This window comes from Desulfonatronospira sp. MSAO_Bac3, from assembly GCF_003838035.1.
GTDB lineage: Bacteria > Desulfobacterota > Desulfovibrionia > Desulfovibrionales > Desulfonatronovibrionaceae > Desulfonatronospira > Desulfonatronospira thiodismutans.
The window spans coordinates 1-4,867 of sequence record NZ_QYZY01000320.1; the positions used below are offsets into that span (position 1 = coordinate 1).

A 4,867-nucleotide genomic window follows, 5' to 3' on the forward strand; every position below is an offset into this window, starting at 1 on the left:
GCACAAGGCCAGGGGACTGTCCCCGCTAAGTGATGATTATGAAGCTTCACAAAATTTTGCGTCTGTACTTTTCATATTGTGCAGTAAAAGTGTCGCGGGGACTGTCCCCCTGGCCGGTATCAGCCCCCTGAATGGTTACGTGCGCTTCATTGCCAAATGGCTGCCATGATGCAGGTGCAAAAAACCGGTGCTTCAGGCTTGAGCCCCTGGCCCTGCCCCGGCAGGGCGGAGCACTGTATGTCCAGCTTCAGGACCAGAAACCGAATCCGGCTTCGGGTTTATCTCTGATTATGCCTTCTTCAGATCTTCAATAATCTTTTGCAGCTACCCGCACTGTTTTGCCGGGTCAGACATCGCCTGAGCCGACGAATTCATGGCATCAGTGTTTTCCCTGGAAATGCGATTCACATCTACCATGCTCTTGTTCAGTTCCTCGCTGGTAGAGGACTGCTCTTCAATAATCCTGGCGGTCCAGGCTGCGGTAGTTGATGGCTTCACTCAGGTGGGCTGTACTGATATGCTCCTGGCCTTCCAGATCGGCAACGGTCCTGGCCAGACGCAGAATCCTGGTATGTGCCCTGGCGGACAGGGCCAGACGCTGAACAGCCACCTCCAGAAATGCATGCTCTTCCTGGCCCAGGCTGCAGAATTCAGACAGCCATTTGCCCGAAAGCTGGCTGTTGGTCAGAAAAGGCAGGTCCTGGTATCTTTTCTCCTGAATCTGCCTGGCCCTGTTGATGCTGGCCTTCATCTCCCCTGAATCCATGGAACTTCTGGCCTTTTTCAACTCTTCATAAGGCACGGAAGGCACTTCTATATGCAGATCAATGCGGTCCAGAAGAGGACCGGAGATGCGGTAGCGGTAACGCTGGATCTGGGTGGGTGTGCAGGTGCAGGGATGCTGATCATGAGTAAGATACCCACATGGGCATGGGTTCATGGCCGCCACCAGCATAAAATCCGCCGGGTAGCGAAGGGACATGGCCGCCCTGGAAATGGTCACTTCGCCGTCCTCCAGGGGCTGACGCAGGACCTCCAGGACATGTTTTTTAAACTCCGGCAGTTCGTCCAGGAACAGAACTCCCCTGTGGGCCAGGGAGACCTCCCCCGGGCGCGGGTAATGCCCCCCGCCGATGAGCCCTGCATCAGATATGGTATGATGCGGACTTCTGAAGGCCCGCTGAACTATCATGGCCTGCTGGGGATCCAGCTGACCGGACACGCTGTATATCTTGGTAACTTCCAGGGCCTCTTCAAAGCTGAGCCCCGGCAGCACCGTGGGGATTCTCTGGGCCAGCATGGTCTTGCCGCTGCCGGGAGGACCGATGAAAAGCAGGTTGTGCGCCCCTGCTGCAGCTATTTCAATGGCCCGTTTGGCATTGTCCTGGCCTTTGACTTCGGAAAAATCCACAAGGAAATCGGCACCTCTTTGCCACAGAGTGTCGATATCAAAGTGCACGGGCTCCTGGTCAATCTCCCCGGAAAGAAATCTCACTGCCTGGCCCAGACTGTCCATGCCGTACACCGGAATGCCCTGGACCACAGCTGCCTCCTGGGCGTTGACCGCTGGAACCATTACCGCCCTGGCCTTGTCGTTTCTGGCCTTGAGAGCCAGGGGCAGGGAGCCGTTTATGGCCTTAAGTTCACCCGTGAGGGAGAGTTCGCCGGACATGAATATATTCTGGATGTTTTCGGCTGGAACAATGCCTGAGGCTGCCAGCAGCCCCAGGGCCAGGGGCAGGTCGTAACTGCTGCCTTCCTTGCGCACGTCTGCAGGAGCCAGGTTGATGGTTATCCTGGCGGGAGGCAGCTTGTATCCGCTGTTTTTCAGGGCTGAAAAGACCCTTTCCTTGCTCTCCTTGACCGCACCTTCGGCCAGACCCACCAGGGTAAAGGCAGGCATACCCGCCCTGGAATAGTCCACTTCCAGTTCGATGCGGATGGCGTCAATGCCTAAAAGCGCTGCAGTGGTAATTTTGGCGAACATTGGTCCTGCCGGTGAAAATTACTGGATTCTGCTTCCAATCCTGTCCCAGCGGATATTGGAGAAGCCTTCCCAGGACCAGTAGATCCTCCAGGCCTTGCCGATGATCTTTTCCCTTTCCACGAAATGATCATCCCAGAACCTGGCATCATATGACTGATCCCGATTGTCCCCCAGGACGAAATACTTGCCTTCGGGAACCTCCTTGGGGCCGAAGGTATCACGGCTGTTCATCACCCTCTGGTCAGCGTGCTGAACATAGTCCTCCTGGACCCTGTCCCCGTTGATATACACTTCTTTATCTTCAATGAAAATCTCATCTCCTGGTGTGCCTATGACTCTTTTGATAAAATCCTTGGAAGGGTTCTCGGGAAACTCAAAAACTACTATATCCTGAAATTCGGGTCCGTCGAATTCAAATATATATCTGTCCATGAAAGGCATATGTATTCCGTAGCTGAACTTGGTTACCAGCAGGTGATCTCCGATCTCCAGAGTGGGGAGCATGGATCCCGATGGGATCTTAAAGGCCTGCACAACGAATGTCCTGATGAATATGGCCAGAATAAGGGCTATGATCAGGGCTTCTGCATACTCTTTCAAAAGTTTGTGCCATCTGGGGTTCATTTATATTTCCGTCCTGTTGGGATGTTTTTTGTATGGTTTTGTCTTTGATAAAACAGGCTGCACATGGCGTCCAGGCAGCAACCAGATTTAGTCGTCTGAACTCAGGGCCGCCAGAAAGGCCTCCTGGGGGATCTCCACGCTGCCCATTTTTTTCATGCGCCTTTTGCCTTCCTTCTGCTTTTCCAGAAGCTTTCTCTTTCGGGTTATGTCGCCGCCGTAACACTTGGCAGTGACGTTTTTGCGCATGGGCGGAGTTCTTTCCCTGGCAATCACCTTGTTGCCGATGGTGGCCTGGATAATCACCTCGAAAAGCTGCCTGGGTATGACCCTTTTGAGCTTGAGGGCCAGGGAGCGGCCTTTGTGATAGGCTTTTTCCCGATGCACAATGACCGACATGGCATCTACGGGTTCCTGGTTTATGAGTATGTCCATCTTGACCAGGTCAGCCCGGCGAAAGTCCAGGACCTCATAATCCAGGGAGGCATATCCCTTCGTAACGGACTTTAACCGGTCGAAAAAATCAAAAACTATCTCGGCAAAAGGTATCTCATAAGTGATGATCACCCGGGTGGATGAGAGATAGCGCAGATCCTTCTGCTGGCCGCGCTTTTCCTCGCAAAGGCTCAGCACGTTACCCACGAATTCGTTGGGCACATGGATCTCCATGCGCACATAAGGCTCCCGGACCTCGTCTATCTCCTGCACCGGCGGCAAGTTGGCCGGATTGTCCACTTCCAGCACCTCTCCGTCCACCCTGTGCACCTTGTACACAACCGAAGGGGCAGTGGCTATGAGGCTTACCTGAAACTCGCGCTCCAGCCTCTCCTGAATGACATCCATGTGCAAAAGACCAAGAAATCCGCACCTGAAACCGAACCCCAGGGCCTGGGAAGTCTCGGCTTCAAACTCCAGGGCAGCATCGTTCAACTGCAGCCGCTCCAGGGCGTTCTTGAGGCCATCGTAATCCTCGGATTCCACAGGATAAAGCCCGCAGAAAACCATGGGCTGTACCCTCTTGAATCCCGGAAACGGGCTGTCAGCAGGGCGCGCCGGGTTGGTGATGGTATCTCCCACCCGGGCCTCCTTGAGGTCCTTGATGCCGGCGCACAGAAAACCCACTTCCCCGGTGTACAGGCAGTCTGTATCCATGGGTCCTGGCGAAAAAATACCCAGCTTGGCTACTTCAAACCTTTTCCTGTTGGAAAACATCATTATTTCCTGGCCCCGCTGGATACTGCCGTCCAGGATACGAAAGAGCACCATAACTCCCAGGTAGGAATCATACCAGGAATCAAAGATAAGGGCTTTCAGGGGGTCGTCCTTTTTACCCCTGGGAGCCGGTGTAAGGTGGACTATTTTTTCCATGAGGTCCGCCACGCCCTCCCCGGTCTTGGCACTGACCAGAGAGAGATCGGAGCAGTCCAGCCCCACTATTTCCTCTATCTCTTCAGCTATGCGCAGGGGATCAGCACTTGGCAGATCTATCTTGTTCAGAACCGGGATTATTTCCAGGTCATGGTCCAGGGCCAGATAGACATTGGCCATGGTCTGAGCCTCCACCCCCTGGGTAGCATCCACCACCAGCAGTGCCCCGTCGCAGGCCGCCAGGCTCCGGGACACCTCGTAGGAAAAATCCACGTGGCCCGGGGTATCTATCAGGTTCAGAATGTAGTCCTGCCCGTCCCTGGCCCGGTATGGAATGCGCACTGTCTGGGCCTTTATGGTAATGCCCCTTTCCCGCTCCAGTTCCAGGCGGTCCAGGTACTGCTCTTTTTTGTCCCGGTCAGTCAAAAGACCGGTCAGTTCCAGTATTCTGTCGGCCAGGGTGGACTTGCCGTGGTCTATATGCGCGATGATACTGAAATTACGAATATTTTCCTGTTTTACCATTTAGTGACTTACTCTTGAAACTTTGCTTGTCACGCCTCTGGCGTGATAAATTTCCTTCCAATACACAGGGGCCATAAAAAAATTTGTGCTATGGTACTGGAATTTTCCGATGATAAGCGTAAGCACGGACAGTTAAGTGGCCAGGGGCAACTTGTTCGCTTGGGTTGCGGGCATAGCCAGCTTTAGTGACTTACTCCTAAAACCCTGTCATAAAAAATAAGAAACTTAGACAGGATTAACAGGATTGACAGGATAAGCAATCAGCGGCCGGAAGCCGCAGATTGCATTAGCCATCCAGCACTCACTTTCTTCCGGCACCCATGAATGCAGGAAAAAAGTGAGTGCTGGAGTGATAACCTTTTGGCC

The 4,867-nt window shown here is 53.6% G+C and carries 3 protein-coding genes; all 3 read right to left on the reverse strand.

From position 1 onward, the window contains the following. Positions 1–454: 454 nt before the first annotated feature. Complete coding sequence (locus tag D5S03_RS11235; protein ID WP_008870924.1) at positions 455–1,987, reverse strand: YifB family Mg chelatase-like AAA ATPase; 1,533 nt, start codon at positions 1,985–1,987, stop codon at positions 455–457. Between the two features lie 18 nt (positions 1,988–2,005). Then, entirely contained in the window at positions 2,006–2,611 is a 606-nt protein-coding gene (lepB, locus tag D5S03_RS11240) for a signal peptidase I (RefSeq protein WP_008870925.1), read from the reverse strand. An 87-nt stretch (positions 2,612–2,698) separates the two neighbouring features. After that, the gene (gene lepA, locus D5S03_RS11245) at positions 2,699–4,501 is read right to left on the reverse strand and encodes a translation elongation factor 4 (RefSeq protein ID WP_008870926.1); all 1,803 of its coding nucleotides are present in this window, start codon (positions 4,499–4,501) and stop codon (positions 2,699–2,701) included. Positions 4,502–4,867: the final 366 nt, after the last annotated feature.

Bases quoted from the DNA above. Each gene is read 5' to 3' on its own strand.
- lepA (WP_008870926.1), bottom strand. From the start codon at position 4,501: ATGGTAAAACAGGAAAATATTCGTAATTTCAGTATCATCGCGCATATA.
- D5S03_RS11235 (WP_008870924.1), bottom strand. From the start codon at position 1,987: ATGTTCGCCAAAATTACCACTGCAGCGCTTTTAGGCATTGACGCCATC.
- lepB (WP_008870925.1), bottom strand. From the start codon at position 2,611: ATGAACCCCAGATGGCACAAACTTTTGAAAGAGTATGCAGAAGCCCTG.